The organism is Rhodococcus sp. 05-339-2 (genome assembly GCF_002258965.1).
In the GTDB taxonomy this organism is placed as follows: domain Bacteria; phylum Actinomycetota; class Actinomycetes; order Mycobacteriales; family Mycobacteriaceae; genus Rhodococcoides.
In genome coordinates this window covers 1-13,978 of the sequence record NZ_NOYW01000012.1, presented here as the reverse complement: position 1 = coordinate 13,978, position 13,978 = coordinate 1, and the positions used below count along the sequence as shown (strand labels likewise).

At 64.7% G+C, this 13,978-nt stretch carries 18 protein-coding genes; 5 read left to right on the top strand and 13 right to left on the bottom strand.

The annotated features are described in order from the left end of the window. Positions 1–21: 21 nt before the first annotated feature. The 7 genes from CH273_RS10720 to CH273_RS10690 all read right to left on the bottom strand — a co-directional run bounded on the left by CH273_RS10720 (position 22) and on the right by CH273_RS10690 (position 6,052). Positions 22–1,281 carry a PP2C family protein-serine/threonine phosphatase gene (locus CH273_RS10720; protein WP_082322383.1) on the bottom strand — a complete coding sequence of 420 codons (1,260 nt, stop codon included), beginning with the start codon at positions 1,279–1,281 and terminating at the stop codon, positions 22–24. Between the two features lie 15 nt (positions 1,282–1,296). Next, positions 1,297–1,746 carry an ATP-binding protein gene (locus CH273_RS10715; RefSeq protein ID WP_032394258.1) on the bottom strand — a complete coding sequence of 150 codons (450 nt, stop codon included), beginning with the start codon at positions 1,744–1,746 and terminating at the stop codon, positions 1,297–1,299. A 28-nt stretch (positions 1,747–1,774) separates the two neighbouring features. Continuing rightward, positions 1,775–2,164 (bottom strand): STAS domain-containing protein, encoded by a 390-nt coding sequence (locus tag CH273_RS10710; RefSeq protein WP_032394259.1) that lies wholly within the window; start codon positions 2,162–2,164, stop codon positions 1,775–1,777. A 31-nt stretch (positions 2,165–2,195) separates the two neighbouring features. Next, positions 2,196–2,552 carry an STAS domain-containing protein gene (locus CH273_RS10705; RefSeq protein WP_032394260.1) on the bottom strand — a complete coding sequence of 119 codons (357 nt, stop codon included), beginning with the start codon at positions 2,550–2,552 and terminating at the stop codon, positions 2,196–2,198. Positions 2,553–2,709: 157 nt separating this feature from the next. Then, the gene (locus CH273_RS10700; protein ID WP_032394261.1) at positions 2,710–4,302 is read right to left on the bottom strand and encodes a phytoene desaturase family protein; all 1,593 of its coding nucleotides are present in this window, start codon (positions 4,300–4,302) and stop codon (positions 2,710–2,712) included. After that, the gene (locus CH273_RS10695; protein WP_082322384.1) at positions 4,299–5,579 is read right to left on the bottom strand and encodes an APC family permease; all 1,281 of its coding nucleotides are present in this window, start codon (positions 5,577–5,579) and stop codon (positions 4,299–4,301) included. Before CH273_RS10695 ends, CH273_RS10700 begins: the two co-directional genes overlap by 4 nt. A gap of 35 nt (positions 5,580–5,614) precedes the next feature. Beyond that, entirely contained in the window at positions 5,615–6,052 is a 438-nt protein-coding gene (locus tag CH273_RS10690; protein ID WP_032394262.1) for an SRPBCC family protein, read from the bottom strand. Between the two features lie 242 nt (positions 6,053–6,294). On the opposite strand from CH273_RS10690, the gene CH273_RS10685 reads away from it, so the two are divergent. The 3 genes from CH273_RS10685 (at position 6,295) to CH273_RS10675 (ending at position 8,311) form a co-directional block, all read left to right on the top strand. Then, the gene (locus CH273_RS10685) at positions 6,295–7,029 is read left to right on the top strand and encodes a GAF and ANTAR domain-containing protein (protein ID WP_032394263.1); all 735 of its coding nucleotides are present in this window, start codon (positions 6,295–6,297) and stop codon (positions 7,027–7,029) included. Positions 7,030–7,094: 65 nt separating this feature from the next. Continuing rightward, the gene (thiD, locus tag CH273_RS10680) at positions 7,095–7,886 is read left to right on the top strand and encodes a bifunctional hydroxymethylpyrimidine kinase/phosphomethylpyrimidine kinase (protein ID WP_032394264.1); all 792 of its coding nucleotides are present in this window, start codon (positions 7,095–7,097) and stop codon (positions 7,884–7,886) included. A gap of 119 nt (positions 7,887–8,005) precedes the next feature. Beyond that, positions 8,006–8,311: a hypothetical protein gene (locus CH273_RS10675; protein WP_032394265.1), complete on the top strand. Its 306-nt coding sequence runs from the start codon at positions 8,006–8,008 to the stop codon at positions 8,309–8,311. Positions 8,312–8,360: 49 nt separating this feature from the next. Here the strand turns inward: CH273_RS10675 and CH273_RS10670 are convergent, their stop codons facing one another. The 6 genes from CH273_RS10670 to CH273_RS10645 all read right to left on the bottom strand — a co-directional run bounded on the left by CH273_RS10670 (position 8,361) and on the right by CH273_RS10645 (position 11,790). Beyond that, positions 8,361–8,588: a hypothetical protein gene (locus CH273_RS10670; protein WP_032394266.1), complete on the bottom strand. Its 228-nt coding sequence runs from the start codon at positions 8,586–8,588 to the stop codon at positions 8,361–8,363. Continuing rightward, complete coding sequence (locus CH273_RS10665; protein WP_032394280.1) at positions 8,585–8,845, bottom strand: lipopolysaccharide assembly protein LapA domain-containing protein; 261 nt, start codon at positions 8,843–8,845, stop codon at positions 8,585–8,587. Before CH273_RS10665 ends, CH273_RS10670 begins: the two co-directional genes overlap by 4 nt. Positions 8,846–8,931: 86 nt before the next feature. Continuing rightward, a complete protein-coding gene (locus CH273_RS10660; protein WP_008718579.1) occupies positions 8,932–9,102 on the bottom strand; it encodes a CsbD family protein in 171 nt (56 codons plus the stop codon). A gap of 113 nt (positions 9,103–9,215) precedes the next feature. Then, positions 9,216–10,022 carry a transglutaminase-like domain-containing protein gene (locus tag CH273_RS10655; RefSeq protein ID WP_032394267.1) on the bottom strand — a complete coding sequence of 269 codons (807 nt, stop codon included), beginning with the start codon at positions 10,020–10,022 and terminating at the stop codon, positions 9,216–9,218. Between the two features lie 85 nt (positions 10,023–10,107). Further along, on the bottom strand, positions 10,108–11,127 hold the full coding sequence (locus tag CH273_RS10650; protein WP_032394268.1) for an LLM class flavin-dependent oxidoreductase: 1,020 nt from the start codon (positions 11,125–11,127) through the stop codon (positions 10,108–10,110). An 81-nt stretch (positions 11,128–11,208) separates the two neighbouring features. Continuing rightward, positions 11,209–11,790 (bottom strand): TetR/AcrR family transcriptional regulator, encoded by a 582-nt coding sequence (locus CH273_RS10645; protein WP_222092734.1) that lies wholly within the window; start codon positions 11,788–11,790, stop codon positions 11,209–11,211. A 94-nt stretch (positions 11,791–11,884) separates the two neighbouring features. On the opposite strand from CH273_RS10645, the gene CH273_RS10640 reads away from it, so the two are divergent. Further along, on the top strand, positions 11,885–13,027 hold the full coding sequence (locus CH273_RS10640) for an acyl-CoA dehydrogenase family protein (protein ID WP_032394269.1): 1,143 nt from the start codon (positions 11,885–11,887) through the stop codon (positions 13,025–13,027). Between the two features lie 42 nt (positions 13,028–13,069). After that, a partial coding sequence (locus CH273_RS10635) for an acyl-CoA carboxylase subunit beta (protein WP_306436888.1) occupies positions 13,070–13,978 on the top strand: 909 nt, incomplete at its 3' end.

Below are 13,978 nucleotides of genomic sequence, written 5' to 3'. Positions count from 1 at the left end.
CGAGCCTGCGGGCCTGAACAGCTACGCGTCGGCGTCGACCCGGGGTACCTCGAAGGCGAGCAGTGCTACGTCGTCCTGCAGACCGTCTCCGAAGGAAGCCAGAAGTGACGTGAGATCGTCGACGATCTTCGGTGCAGTCGTCGGACCTCTTTCGGCAGCAAAAGATTCGAGGCCACCGTCGTCGTCGAAGCGTGTTCGCCCCGGTCCGACGATCGCCTCGGTCAACCCATCGGTGTAGAAGGCCATGACGTCGCCGGGTCGCAGTGTCACCGATGCCGACGCGAAGTGCGGCTCGGCCAATGCTCCGACCAACTGACCACCGGTGGTGTCGACGAAGTCCACGACGGCGTCGTGAGTGATGCGCAGGGCCGGCGGATGTCCTCCGCTGGCGAGGTCGACCACCGCGCCGTCCGGGCCCGGAGTGATGGTGCCGAAAACCACTGTGCAGAAACGTGGGTCGTCGCCGTGGAACTCGTGGTGCAGAACGGTGTTGAGGTTCTCGAGTACCGAGATCGGGTCGCGGTCGAACACCGCCGCGGCGCGCAGGCTGTATCGGGTCAGCGAGGTGACGGCGGCGGCTCCGGCACCCTTCCCGCTGACGTCACCGAGGAAGAATCCCCATGTCCGATTGTCGAGGGGGAACACATCGTAGAAATCGCCACCGACCTCGTCGATGGATGCGGGGTGATAGTGAGCCGCCACATTCATACCCGTCGGAGCGGACAGGATCGGGGGGAGCAGGGTGCGTTGCAGGGTCGACGCCAGAATCTGCACTTGCGTTCTCTCTGCCTCGGCCTGCTTGCGCGCTTCCTCCGAGGCGCCCAGTGCATCCTGTGATCTGTCCAGAGCGGCCTCGGCGCTGTCCTGCGCCGCCTCGGCGTTGTCGCGGGCGTCGATCAGATCTCTTTCGCGGACGTTCCGCTCGGTCTCGTTGTGCAGCGTCATCGTCACAGTCATGGGACCTGTGGGCGTGCGCAGGGCGTTGGCGAGTATCGACACGGCGATTGCATCGCTCCTGTCGGGTGCGACGGTCAGCTTCGCGGAGGCTCCGATCGGGGAGTCTGCCCGTGAATTCGACGCGACGTCGATCAGCGCCGTCAGTACGGGCTCGAACTCGATCGTGAACAGGTCGGTGACCGAAGTTCCCACGAGAGCGTCACGACTGCGTGCGGTGATGCGGGCGGCGGCAGCATTGGCGTAGAGGATCCGTGCCGTGGCCACATCGACGGAGAACACCCCGCACGGTGCACTGTCGAGCAATTCAGCAGCGGTGGCAGACATGGGCACTCCCTTCGTTCATGACGAGCGGGTGGCAGAGCTGGAGCGGCTTGCCGAGACCGGATCGGTCCACACCGCAGTCACGATGGTCCCGAACCCCGGCCGGTGATCGACGAGGAGGTCGTCCGACACTGCGGCAGCGAGTTGCAACCCATGGCTGCGATTGGTCGTCGGCGTCGGTGGCCGCCACGTTCCGGTGTCGGAAATCGTGACAGTCAGGGTTCGATGTTCGTACGCGGCGGTGACCGTCATCGTTCCGGGCTCGGGCACTGCGTGGTAGGCATGCTCGACCACGTTCGCGAGCGCTTCGTAGACCCCGAGGACGATGTCGTCCACCAAGGAGTTGCTCACTCCCAGTTCGAGAACCCAGTGATGCAGCCGACGTCGAAGTGCGGTCGCCACGGCCGATTCGGCCGGTGCGGTGTGGCTCCAACGCTGTGGAGTGGGTCCGGGACTGCTCTCGGTCATCGTCGCTGTCCGAACCGGTACCGGCCGGTCATCGGTCGACTTCCGAGTCGAGAGCTGCCGACCGCACGTGAGCCACCGCGTCGGGGACGGTCGTGAAAGTGGCCATCACCCGATCGATTCCGCTGAGCTGCACGGGCCGAACCACGACACCATCGACTGCCACGAGCGCCATGAGCGAGGCATCGGGCAGTCGATCGCAGACTCGCACCAGTACGGTGATGGCGCTCGACGACAGGAAGCTCACATCCGTCAGATCCACCACGAGTCCGGCCCGGGCTGTGTCTGCCGCCGGGAACGCAGCAGCCGACAGCTCCGGTATGGTGTCGAGATCGAGTTCGCCTCGAACGGTGAGCACGGTCGTCGCGTCGTGGTCCGCTGCCACGATCTCGAAGGCTGCTCCGGTCGGCTCGTCTGGCATGGGTTCGACGTTACCTGTTGTCGAGTCGAACTCACGACCGAAACGCGTCGACGAACAGGTCGCCTGCGCCCAGTACCTCCAGGACCATACGCACCGATCGTGCAGGCGCGAGCACGGCGATCTTGCCCGGATGTACGTAGGTGGCATCGATTATTGCGTTGGCAACGCCGGAGTACATGAACGACACCGCCGACAGATCGACACAGACCCGATCGGAGGCGGCGGCCAGGCGGTCCAGGCTGTGCACGAACTCGGCTCTGGTCGACATGTCGAGTTCGCCCGACGCTCGCAGAATGTTGTGTCCGTCCGGTCGAACGACGGTCTCGACCCGAAACACGCCCTCGTCGTCGCGAATGGAGCGTTCCATCGTTGCAGTGCTGGTCAACATATCTTTACCTCTTCCCCGAAGCGTTCGTCCCGGTCGGTCTGCCCGCGCGGTGCACAACGCTGAGTTGTTGTGCTTTCAACGATGCCAGTGCCTGATTGCAGGAGACTCCGCCGCACATCTCGAACGAGTAACGAAAGATCTCGTTTCGATAACGCCGTCACCGGGTCAACACGTCGATGAGCGAACCGGTGATTTTCGTCTTCATCCAGCCGTGTACACCTCGCTGGCCCAGCGCTGCCCGGGCAGCGTTGAGGCCGGCGGCTCCGTGCACTCCTCCACCGGGGTGCGCCGATGCCGACCCGAGAAACAGTCCTTCCACCGGCGTTTCCGCCCGCCCCAGCCCCGGCGTCGGTCGAAATATCAACTGCTGCTGCAGCTGCGCGGTTCCGCCGTTCACCGCACCACCGTGCAGATTGGCATCGGCACCGTACAGATCGCTCGGTCGTTGGACGACCCGCCCGACGACCGAATCGGCAAATCCCGGTGCATGGGCGTCGAGGACTTCGTCGACCCGATCCGCCACGGTGTCGGCGGCCGCGTCGTCGACGACGCCCCTCGGCAGATGTGTGTAGGCCCAAGCGCTTTCGGTGCCCTCCGGTGACCTGCTCCGATCGGCAGTGGTCATCTGGCCGAACAGCATGAACGGGCTCTGGGGAAGAACTCCGGTGGTGAGATCTGCCGCCCAGTGCACGAGGCCGTTGTCGTCCGCACCGAGGTGGACGGTGCCGGCGTCGGCCAAAGACGGTGAGTTCCAGGGTATTCGACGATCGAGTGCGTAGTTCACCTTGACCACCGGGGTGTCCCACTCGAAGGTGCGCAAGTCGTCGTGCACTCGGCGCGGCACGGCGTCGAACGGAAGCAGTGAACCGTACAGAGCCGGTGCGGACACGTCGGCCACTATCGCCCGACGCGCTCGAAACGTGTCTCCGGCAGCGGTGTGCACCCCGCGAGCGCGGCCGCCGCGCACCTCGATCTGCTCGACCGCCTGACCGCACTCGAGCGCCGCACCCGACGCGGCACCACGACGAATCAACGCGGTCGTCAGCGCAGACGATCCGCCCACAGGGGCCGGAAACCCGACGTCCTGAGCCAGCATCGTGAGCAGCCAGCCCATCATGCCGCTCACCGGGGCATCGGTCGGGACGTCACCGTGCATGGCGTTGCCCAGCAGCAGGCAGCGAGCAGCCTCGCTGTGAAAGAGCTCGTGAGCCATCACCCGGGCGGGGAGGGCCGCGAATCGCGCGAAGCGCAGTGTCTCGGGCACCCCCAAGGTGTGGACGAGTCGAGCCGCTGGGACGACGGGTGGAAACGGTCCGAACAGCGAATTCATGAAGGGCTCGCGAATGCGCTCCCACTGCTCGAAGAGCCGCAGCCAGGTTCGGCCGTCTCGCGCGTCGTGTTCCGACAGCCGCGCAGCGGTGGTCTCGACGTCGTGGTGAACGACCGGAGCGTCGGTGTCCTGCGGTGACCGCGCATGGCCGTACACCGCGGGGGAGTGCGACCACTGCAGCCCGTGGCTTTCCAAGTCGAGTGCAGTCATGGCAGGCGAGGCGAGCGCCAGCGGATAGAAGGCGCTGAAGAGGTCGCTGGTGAAACCGGGAACGAGCTCGGCGCTGCGCACAGCGCCGCCGGGATGTTCGGCAGCCTCGAGGACCACGACGTCCCAGCCGGCGTCGGCCATCGCTGCCGCCGAAACCAAGCCGTTGTGGCCACTGCCGATCACGATCGCGTCGACCTCGGTGGTGGTCATGAGACTGCACTCCTCTGGTCGGTATCGGTCTTGTCGGTCAGCAGGTTACCGACGAAGTACAGCGCTACTCCTACGGCGAGGAGCAATCCGGCGCGCAGCCACGTTGCCGCGGACTGCTGGGTCAGTAGAACTGCGCACGTGATCAGTGCCAGCACTGGGAGTGCGGTCGGCGTCCGGAAATGGCCGGAGTCGGCGCGATCGCTGCGAAGCACCAGTACCGCCACGTTGGTGCTGATGAAGACGAACAGCAGGAGCAGCACGACCGTCTCCGCAAGCGCAGCGACGGAACCGGTGCTGCACAACACCATCGCGACGACGGTGGTGGCCACGATCGCTGCCCACGGAGTTCTGCGGCCAGGGAGAACCTTGGCCAATGCGCCGGGAAGCAGGCCGTCACGAGCCATGCCGAAGGTCAGTCGCGACGCCATGATCATGGTCAGCAGTGCGCCGTTGGCCACGGCTACCAGTGCGACGAGGCTGAAGACCCACGGCGGAATGCCCGCATCGGCAGCGTCGACGACCTCGAGCAGCGGACCGGTCGATTGCGCCAGGGTGTCGGCGGGCACGACGGTGGACACTGCGAGACCGACGAGCACGTACACCACCCCGGCGACGGTGACAGCACCGAGAAGAGCCCGTGGGTAGACCCGGCGCACGTCCTCGACTTCTTCGGCGATGTTCGCCGACGTCTCGAATCCGACGAACGAATAGAACGCGAGCAGAGCCGCGCCGAGCACCGCGAGCGTCGGAGTCGTCGCGTCGGTGAATTCGAGGACCCTGGACGGCGTGCCGTCACCCCGGCTCAGCACGAGACCGGCGAGGGCGACGATCAGCACCAGACCCGATACCTCGACGACCGTCATGGCGAGGTTCGCCCGCAACGATTCGGTGATCCCGCGAGCGTTGAGCAGCCCGACCAGAAGCAGGAAGACCACTGCGGCGGGGACGGCGGGCACGTCGAGGAACACGCCCAGGTAGTCGCCCGAGAAGGCAAGCGCCAGGCCGGCGGCGCTGGTGACACCTGCGGCGAGCATCGAGAATCCCACCAGAAACGACACGAGCGGTTTTTTGTACGCCCGCTGCGCGAACACGGCTGCGCCGCCTGCTCGTGGGTACTTGGTGACGAGTTCTGCGTACGACGCAGCGGTCAGCAGTGCCATCAGCAGGGCGACGAGCATGGGCAGCCAGATCGCTCCGCCGACCTCGCCCGCTATCTCGCCGACGAGAGCGTAGATTCCGGCACCGAGCACATCGCCGAGAATGAAGACGAACAGCATTTTTCCCGAGACTGCCTGTCGCAGTGGGGACTTGCTCACGGAGCTGTGGACCGCTCTGCGAGCAGGGCGAGCCGACGGAGCGCCTCGGCGTTGCGTGGATGCGCCAACAGATGCTGTATCCGATTCGGCACCAGGGCGAACGGCGCAGTGATCGCGTGCTCGATGATCTCGATGCGGCAACCGGTGGCAATCGGGTGTAGCCGCACCGTGATCGACGCTTTGCCGAACGGCAGGGCGCGCGCTTCGAGTCGTATCTCTCGTTCGGCGTGAATTCCCACCGAACGAGTCACGTCGCTCAGCACCGCGGGCCAGGTGCCGACGGAATGGTGAATCGTGGAACCCGGTGCGGGCCAGGTGTTGTCGACGGCGCGAATTCGGGATGCACCGACCACCCAGGTTGCGTACGTCCAACCGTCCGCGAGGACGCTCCAGACGTCCTCACAGCTGGCTGTGGTTTCTCTGCTCGTGGGCACGATTCGGCCTCCGGAATCTCTTGTCGTTTTGTGTGAGCGCGTGATCCGCGCTCGCCGACACTCCGGGACTGGAAGTGGGGCACTCTGGGTGCTGCGATCGCACGGTAGAACGATCCGACACTGCCGTATGCCCCGAAACGGTCCACCTCAACCGATGGCAGGGGCGGTCGCAGGGACTGCGCACTTCTCACACCGGTGTGAGAAGGTACGAAGCGGACGTATGCGGTCGAAAGGATGAAGACGTGGAACAGGTCGACATCTACGAACGAATCTCGCAGATGGCTCTCACCGCACATGGAACTGTGGTCCACGGCTCGATGACGCAGCAGCAGGTGCTCGAGGAGGTCACGGCGGCCGCCGTGCGACTGCTCGACGGGGTGGACCACGCGGGGGTCACTCTGGTCCGGCGAACGAGCAAGGGTAGACGACCGGAGTATCTGGAATCGACGGCCTCCACCGGCGATGCGCCTCGTACGTTCGATGCATTGCAGCACGAGCATGGACAGGGCCCGTGTTTCGAGGCCATCTGGACTCATCAGACGGTACGAATCGAGGACGTCGAATCCGAGGATCGGTGGCCACGTCTGACTCGCGCGGTTGTCGAACAGACTCCTGTTCGCTCGGTTCTGTCGATCCAGCTCTACACCGACGGGCAAGAACTCGGCGCGCTCAATCTGCTCGCCGAGGGCACCGGCCGGTTCGACCCGGACACCGAGGACTCGGCACTGAACCTGGCCACACACGCGGCGATCGCGTTGTCGAGCGCTCGGCGTGGTGAGCAATTTCGCAGCGCTCTGGCCTCGCGAGATCGAATCGGTCAGGCCAAGGGGATCATCATGGAGCGCTTCGACGTCGACGCCATCCGCGCGTTCGACATGCTCGGTGCGCTGTCACAGGAAATGAACGTGCCGGTATCGACGTTGGCGGCGCAGCTGATCAGCCGTGAACACCCGACCGAACCCGATCTGCCGAGCTGACGTTCGCCCCACCAGGTGCGCGACCACCTGATTTCGGGTCGAAAGGTACTTGTCATACTGAGGTCATGTCGACAATCGCGTACGTGATCGCAGGTTCGGAAGCCACCGGTGGAGCCGGTCTGCAGGCAGACCTCAAGACATTCGAGCGGCTCGGGGTCTACGGAGTCGGCACCATCACATGCATCGTCTCGTTCGATCCGAAGTCCGACTGGGGCCACCGCTTCGTTCCCATCGACAGCTCGGTCATCGCCGATCAGATCGAAGTCGCTACTGCCGCACACGATCTCGATGTCGTCAAGATCGGCATGCTCGGCACACCCGCTACCGTCGAGACCGTGGCGAGCTCACTGCGTCTGCAGCCGTGGCGGCACGTGGTGGTCGATCCGGTGTTGATCTGCAAGGGTCAGGAGCCGGGCGCGGCGCTCGACACCGACAATGCGCTTCGACGCGACATTCTTCCGCTGGCCACCGTGATCACCCCCAATCTGTTCGAGGCACAGACATTGTCCGGAATGGACGCCATCACCACCGTCGACGATCTGGGCGAGGCGGCCAAGCGAATTGCCGAACTCGGACCGCGGTACGTGGTGGTCAAGGGGGGTGCGGGGTTGCGCGGCGACGAGGCCGTAGACGTCGTCTGGGACGGTTCCGAACTGACCGTGCTGCGCGCCCCCAAGGTGGGCGAGGAGCGGGTATCGGGTGCCGGATGCGTGTTCGCCGCGGCCATCACGGCCGAGCTCGCGAAAGGCGTGGACGTGCTCGACGCGGTCGCCACCGCCAAGAACTTCGCACACGCAGGCATCGTTGGACGACTGACGAGCCACGCCCCGTTCGCCGCAGTGAGTTGGCACGACTGAACCATCGGCCCGATGTTTGTCGACGGCGCTTTACGGGAACCGCGCTGTGAAGGCGGTGAACGCTCCTCAGGACCGGTCTGCGGTCAGTGGCCGTCACTCATTCATCTCGAGAGGTTCACATGGCGCACCAGAACACGAGCGATTCCGACGCCGGCGCACGCGACGACGATCGGACGACCCGCGGCCACGCGGGTGAGGCGATCGTCGACACGCGAAACTGGCCCGGATACATCTTCATCGGAATGGCATTGGTGAGCCTGGGTCTCACCCTTACCGCCGCCGGCTACGGGTTCTCCGGATGGGTGTGGATCGGTGCGATCGCCGCGCCGGTTCTTCTCGCGGCCGGAATTGCACTGGTTCTACTGGAACGCAAACGTGTCAAGGCCCGGGAAGGCAAGTCGCTGACCGACCCGGCGGGACACTGATCCTCGCCGGGTAGGCCGGTACAGCCGGCCGACGCATTGATCGACCGGCTCAGCGGTGTGCGCGAAGAGACTCACGATCCTTCTTGCCCTGCGACTTGTCGGCCCGCCGTTGTGCGAATCGACCGGCCGACTTCAGGCCTCTGGACACGACATTGTCCTTGCCCGTTCGCTTTTCGAGGCTCTGGCCGGCGAAGGCCAACAACCGAGCGAGGACGGGAAGCCCGATCGCAACGATGAGGTAGCGGTACAGGTACTTGCGCGCGAGCAGGGGAATCATCGGACTGCGCGTCGAACCTTGAGCGCAGCGGTCGCGGTCAACGTGATGACGGCTCCGACGACAGCGGCACCGAGCAAGGAGACGCCCTGGCCGAGATCGAAGTTCCAGCCCAGGAAGTTGATGGTGGTGTGCACGGTGTTCTGCAGCACGAAGATCACCAGTGCTGCGACCAGGACGAGCGTGACGAGGAGGGCGAACTTCGAGGCGAATCCGCCGCGACGCTTGGTGGTCTCGGTGTTGCCGGTGGATGTGGTCATGAGGGAATCCGTTCTGCGAGGTGGAAGGGGTGAAAGGCGAGTGCCGCCGATCATCGAGATCGGCGGCACTCGATGCGATTGCGGTGTTACTTGAAGGTGTCCTTGATGTTCTCGCCGACCTTCTTCACGCCTGCCGAACCCTGGTCCTTCTTGCCCTCGGCCTCGAGGTCCTTGTTGTCGGTGGCGTCGCCGACAACTTCCTTCGCCTTGCCGATGGCGTCTTCTGCGGCGTTCTTGGCCTTGTCGATGAAGCTCATGAGAGTCCTTCCGGGTGGCTGTGATTGTTGGTAACGGATACTTAGTCGGTTTTCGTCACCGAAAGCAAACGCCAGTGTGATTCAGATCACAGTGGGCGGTGTCCGGCCGGAGGTCAGGTGAGGGAGACCAGCTCGGTGATGTCGTCCTGCGGGAGCTCGCCGTCGACCACTGCCGTGACCACGGAACTGTTCAGCGTGATGGCACCCTTGTGGTTGTCCAGGAATGCGGTGTCGGCGGCGTCGCGACCGACCGAGATGCGCACCAGCGTCGAGCGCGGGGCGAGGCAGGTAGCATCCACGACGCGCCACTGGCCGCCCACGAATGCTTCGGCGACGGCGTGGAAGTCCATCGGATCGCAGCCGGGTGCGTACACCGCCACCAGGCGGGCCGGAACGTTGACCGCCCGCAGCATGGCCACCACGAGGTGCGAGTAGTCCCGGCAGACGCCCTGTCCGGCGAGCAGTGTGTCGACAGCACCGTCGATCGGATCACTGCTCCCCGGAACGTAACTCAGGCGAGCGCCGACCCACGCGGAGATCTTGGCCAGCAGTTCCTCGGAGTCCGCGTAGTCGCCGAATTCGGTTGCGGCGAAACCGTAGAACTTGTCGGCCTCGGCGTACCGGCTCGGTCGGAGGTAGAGCGACATGTCGTAGTCGGTGACCGGTGCCGGGGTGGTGTTGCCCAAGATGGTGGCGTCGTACGAGACCTGCAGGTTGCCAACGTCGGCGGGCATGACGTGAATTCGGTTGCCGTGCGGCCCGCTCACTTCCTTCGCCTCGATCGGGTTGCCGTCGAGAACGAAGGACAGTGACTCGGTGACCGTCGTGCCCGGATGCGGCGCGATTGCGATCTGGAATTCGAGCGTGGTGGCGGCGGTGATGTCTACATCGAGGCGCGCGGATACGTCGCGTTTGAGCATGGGAACTCCTGGCAGGCGAGGGCGGGTGAACGAGCTGCCAGTACCCGTATCCGCCGAAATCAATCCAATCTCACTCTGCGAGTGTTCAGCGCCACCCCAGCGCCGGGGCGACGTCGCGCAACACAGTGTCGAGCACGTGGGCGCAGTAGTCGACGCCCAACTGGTTGGGGACGGTGAGCAGCAGCGTATCGGCGGCTGCGATAGCTTCGTCCGCGGCGAGTTCCTCGATCAGTCGATCGGGCTCGCCTGCGTACGTCTTGCCGAATCGGGCCTTGCCGCCGTCGATGTAGCCGACCTGATCGTCGCCGCTGCCCTCTCGGCCGAAGTACGCGCGGTCGAGATCGTTGACGATCGGAAAGATGCTGCGGCTCACCGAAGTTCGCGGCGCGAAGTCGTGTCCGGCGTCGCTCCACGTCTTGTGGAACCGTTCGATCTGCTCGGCCTGCAATCGATGGAACGGCACTCCGGTGTCTTCGCTCAACAGAGTCGAACTCATCAGGTTCATGCCCTGTCGCGCGGTCCACTCGGCGGTGTCGCGGGTGCCTGCACCCCACCAGATGCGCTGCCGCAAACCGGGGGAGTGTGGTTCGAGGCGCAGGAGTCCGGGCGGATTGGGAAACATCGGCCGCGGATTGGGCTGTGCGAAACCCTTGCCTTCGAGAAGATCGAGGTAGATGCGGGTGTGTTCACGGGCCATGTCGGCGTGATCGGAGCCCTCGGCCGGTGTGTAGCCGAAGTAGCGGTAGCCCTCGACGACCTGTTCGGGCGATCCTCGGCTGACTCCGAGCTGCAGCCGCCCGCCCGAGATGAGATCGGCGGAACCCGAGTCCTCGGCCATGTAGAACGGATTCTCGTAGCGCATGTCGATGACACCGGTACCGATCTCGATGGTGCTCGTCTTGGCACCGACGGCGGCGAGGAGTGGGAACGGTGACGCGAGCTGGTTGGCGAAGTGATGGACGCGGTAGTACGCGCCGTCGGCACCCAGTTCTTCGGCGGCGACCGCGAGGTCGATGGACTGCAGCAGCACGTCCGACGCGGACCGCGTCTGCGACTGTGGGGACGCCGACCAGTGTCCGAAGGACAGAAATCCGATCTTCTTCATCACGCGCTCTTTCGTTGAAGGATCAACTGTATTCGTTGGGTGTCAGCGCATACCGAGGTCGATTCATTCCCTGCTCCGCGGCTACGCGCCGATGCCCGCCGTCAGCAATTTCGCCAGTTCGAGGTAAGCGTCGCCGTCGCTCAGTCCGGTCAGTCGAAACACCTCGCGAGTCTGAATGCGAACCATGACCGAGGAGGCCACGTCCCCGACGAAGGCCGCGTGCACGTCACGCACTTCGCCGCTGGCCACGCCTTCGCTGATCAACTCCTGGACGCGGCGCGCGGCGATGGCGGTGTTTCGTTCGTATACCGAGCGGGCCGCCTCCAGTGACGCCAGGTCGGTCATGAACTGTTCGGACGCGGACTCGAGAGCTGCCCCCACCGCGGTGAGATAGGTGGTGATGCGATTGCGGGTGCCGTCCACCTCGGCGACCGCGTTCTCCACCTGCGTGGTCATGGACTTGAAGTAGTGCACCGTTGCGCCGCCGACCAGCTGATCCTTGCTCGACGCCAGGGTGTACAGCGTGGACTTGGAGCACCGAAGCCGGGCCGCGATGGTGTCGAGGGTCAGGTGTGCGAAGCCCTCTGCCAGAAACAAGCTCACGAGCTGGTCGAAGAGTTCGGAACGGCGTGCCGTGGCATGCGAGGTCACGGGTGCGTTCACATCAGGGATGGTACTGCATCGGCTTGTGCAGTACTGTGCATCAGTACTGCGGATCGTCCGGCAGTACTGATTCGATAGCCCCGGAGGTTTTCACGTGCCCGTCGACCGTCTGTTGCCCACGTCCGAAGCGCGTGATCTGATCGCCCTGACCCGGGACGTGGCAGACAAGGTCCTCGACCCGATCGTCGACGACCACGAACGGCGTGAGACCTACCCGGAGGGAGTGTTCGCCACCCTCGGCGAGGCAGGCCTGTTGAGCCTGCCGTACGCGGAGGAATGGGGAGGTGGAGGTCAACCGTACGAGGTGTACCTCCAGGTCCTCGAAGAACTGGCGTCGCGCTGGGCGGCGGTTGCAGTCGCAGTGAGCGTGCACGGTCTGGCTTGCTATCCCGTGATGGCGTTCGGTACCGAACAGCAGAAAGCCGACAAACTCCCCGACATGCTCGGTGGGGCGCAGATCGGCGCCTACTCACTGTCCGAAGCACAGGCCGGCTCGGACGCTGCCGCACTGAGCTGCAAGGCCACCCCGACCGAGGGTGGCTACACCGTGAACGGTTCGAAGGCGTGGATCACACACGGCGGAGTGGCCGACTTCTACAACCTGTTCGCCCGGACAGGCGAAGGGTCGAAGGGCATCTCGTGCTTCCTCGTTCCGGACGGAACCGACGGTCTGAGCTTCGGCAAGCCCGAGGAGAAGATGGGACTGCATGCGATCCCGACGACCGCCGCGCACTACGACAACGTCCACGTACCCACCGAGTGGCGAATCGGCGCGGAGGGGCAGGGACTGCAGATCGCCTTCAGTGCCCTCGATGCAGGCAGGCTCGGAATTGCCGCTGTAGCCGTGGGAATCGCGCAGGCGGCGCTCGACGACGCGGTGAAGTACGCCCAGGAACGTACGGCGTTCGGCAAGAAGATCATCGACCATCAGGGCCTCGGTTTCGTGTTGGCGGACATGACAGCGGCAGTGGACTCGGCCCGCGCCACCTACCTCGATGCCGCGCGTCGGCGTGACGCCGGACTTCCCTACTCGCGCAACGCTTCCGTGGCCAAGCTGATCGCTACCGATGCGGCCATGAAGGTGACCACCGACGCGGTACAGGTGTTCGGTGGCTACGGGTACACCCGCGACTTCCGCGTCGAGCGATACATGCGCGACGCCAAGATCACTCAGATCTTCGAGGGCACCAACCAGATTCAGCGTCTGGTGATCGCGCGCTCGCTCGCCACGAACTGACGATCTCCGTTTGCCATTCCACACAACGTAGGGGACATCTGCATGACCACAACCGAACCCGATATCCATACCACTGCGGGTAAATTGGCCGATCTTCGTAAACGTCTCGCGGTTGCGGAGATTCCGTCCGGTGAGGCGGCGGTGGACAAGGTCCACGCCAAAGGCAAGCTGACCGCCCGTGAGCGGATCACCGCCCTGCTCGACGAGGGCTCGTTCGTCGAACTCGACGCCCTCGCCCGCCACCGCTCCCAGAACTTCGGGTTGGGCGAGAACCGGCCCTTCGGTGACGGTGTGGTCACCGGCTACGGCACCGTCGACGGCCGCGATGTGTGCGTGTTCTCCCAGGACGCCACCGTCTTCGGCGGTTCCTTGGGGGAGATCTACGGCGAGAAGATCGTCAAGGTGATGGACCTGGCCGTCAAGACCGGACGACCGTTGGTCGGGATCAACGAAGGTGCCGGTGCCCGCATCCAGGAAGGGGTGGTCTCCCTCGGACTGTACGGCGAGATCTTCCACCGCAACGTCCGCGCGTCCGGGGTGATCCCGCAGATCTCGGTGATCATGGGACCGGCCGCGGGCGGGCACGTCTACTCCCCGGCCCTGACCGATTTCGTGGTCATGGTCGACGGCACCTCGCAGATGTTCGTCACCGGACCCGACGTGATCAAGACCGTCACCGGTGAGAACGTCACCATGGAAGAACTCGGTGGCGCGCACACCCACATGGAGAAATCCGGGGTCGCGCACTACGTCGCCTCCGGAGAACAGGACGCACTGGACTACGTCCGCGACCTGCTCTCGTACCTACCGAGCAACAATCGCGCCGACGCGCCCCGCACCGCACCCTCGGATCCGGTCGTCGGGTCGATCGAGGACTCGCTCACCGCGGAGGATCTCGAACTCGACACCCTGATCCCCGATTCACCGAACACCCCGTACGACATGCACGAG

Coding starts and splice junctions, on each gene's coding strand:
- thiD (WP_032394264.1), top strand. CDS start 7,095: ATGTCGACAATCGCGTACGTGATCGCAGGTTCGGAAGCCACCGGTGGA.
- CH273_RS10665 (WP_032394280.1), bottom strand. CDS start 8,845: ATGACCACATCCACCGGCAACACCGAGACCACCAAGCGTCGCGGCGGA.
- CH273_RS10695 (WP_082322384.1), bottom strand. CDS start 5,579: ATGCTGTTCGTCTTCATTCTCGGCGATGTGCTCGGTGCCGGAATCTAC.
- CH273_RS10660 (WP_008718579.1), bottom strand. CDS start 9,102: ATGAGCTTCATCGACAAGGCCAAGAACGCCGCAGAAGACGCCATCGGC.
- CH273_RS10675 (WP_032394265.1), top strand. CDS start 8,006: ATGGCGCACCAGAACACGAGCGATTCCGACGCCGGCGCACGCGACGAC.
- CH273_RS10715 (WP_032394258.1), bottom strand. CDS start 1,746: ATGACCGAGAGCAGTCCCGGACCCACTCCACAGCGTTGGAGCCACACC.
- CH273_RS10705 (WP_032394260.1), bottom strand. CDS start 2,552: ATGTTGACCAGCACTGCAACGATGGAACGCTCCATTCGCGACGACGAG.
- CH273_RS10720 (WP_082322383.1), bottom strand. CDS start 1,281: ATGTCTGCCACCGCTGCTGAATTGCTCGACAGTGCACCGTGCGGGGTG.
- CH273_RS10655 (WP_032394267.1), bottom strand. CDS start 10,022: ATGCTCAAACGCGACGTATCCGCGCGCCTCGATGTAGACATCACCGCC.
- CH273_RS10670 (WP_032394266.1), bottom strand. CDS start 8,588: ATGATTCCCCTGCTCGCGCGCAAGTACCTGTACCGCTACCTCATCGTT.
- CH273_RS10650 (WP_032394268.1), bottom strand. CDS start 11,127: ATGAAGAAGATCGGATTTCTGTCCTTCGGACACTGGTCGGCGTCCCCA.
- CH273_RS10710 (WP_032394259.1), bottom strand. CDS start 2,164: ATGCCAGACGAGCCGACCGGAGCAGCCTTCGAGATCGTGGCAGCGGAC.
- CH273_RS10700 (WP_032394261.1), bottom strand. CDS start 4,302: ATGACCACCACCGAGGTCGACGCGATCGTGATCGGCAGTGGCCACAAC.